The following is a 542-nucleotide window of genomic DNA, read 5'->3' on the forward strand; positions in this document are numbered from 1 at the left end:
TGGTGGCGGCGGTGATCGCCGGGAGCAGCGCGGGAGCCGTCGCTTCCAGCCAGGCGAGCGCCACGTGGTTGACGGCGAACCCGACGGGCTCGGCGGGTTCGTGCCGGCTGGTGTGCTCCAGAGCGCGGTGGTGGGGGGTGAGGACCCGGGCGGCTTCGTAGGCGGTGGTGGTCAGGAAGTCCAGGTAGCGCTGGAGGACGGCCGTACGGGCACCGGGGTTGTCGTTGAGAGCCGGGGCCCGGTCGGCCACCTCGGGGCGGATCGTGTAGACCGGGCCGCGGGCGGCGACGTCTGCGGTGTGCTCCAGCAGGTGCTGGGCCGTGAGCTCTTCCAGCCGTTTCCTGGTCTCGCGGGTGGGAGTGGCGGTGGAGGCGGCCACGGTGTGCACGTCCAGGTCCGGCGCCGGAAGGTGGGCGATGTCGGCGAGTAGTCGGCGTCCTTCCGGGGGCAGTCGGTCGATGGTGTCGGTGATCATCACGGGGAGGCGCTCCTCGTAGGGATGGGGTCGGCCGTGGTCCGGCCGGGTTGAGGGCGGGACCTCC

General features: G+C 72.7%; 1 protein-coding gene. It reads right to left on the reverse strand.

Translation table 11 applies throughout. From position 1 onward, the window contains the following. The coding region (locus ACLWS4_RS37350; RefSeq protein WP_416876474.1) for a hypothetical protein at positions 1–478 on the reverse strand (478 nt) is incomplete at its 3' end. Between the last annotated feature and the right edge of the window lie 64 nt (positions 479–542).

Origin of the sequence: Kitasatospora sp. SC0581 (assembly GCF_048159585.1) — a bacterium.
GTDB lineage: Bacteria > Actinomycetota > Actinomycetes > Streptomycetales > Streptomycetaceae > Kitasatospora.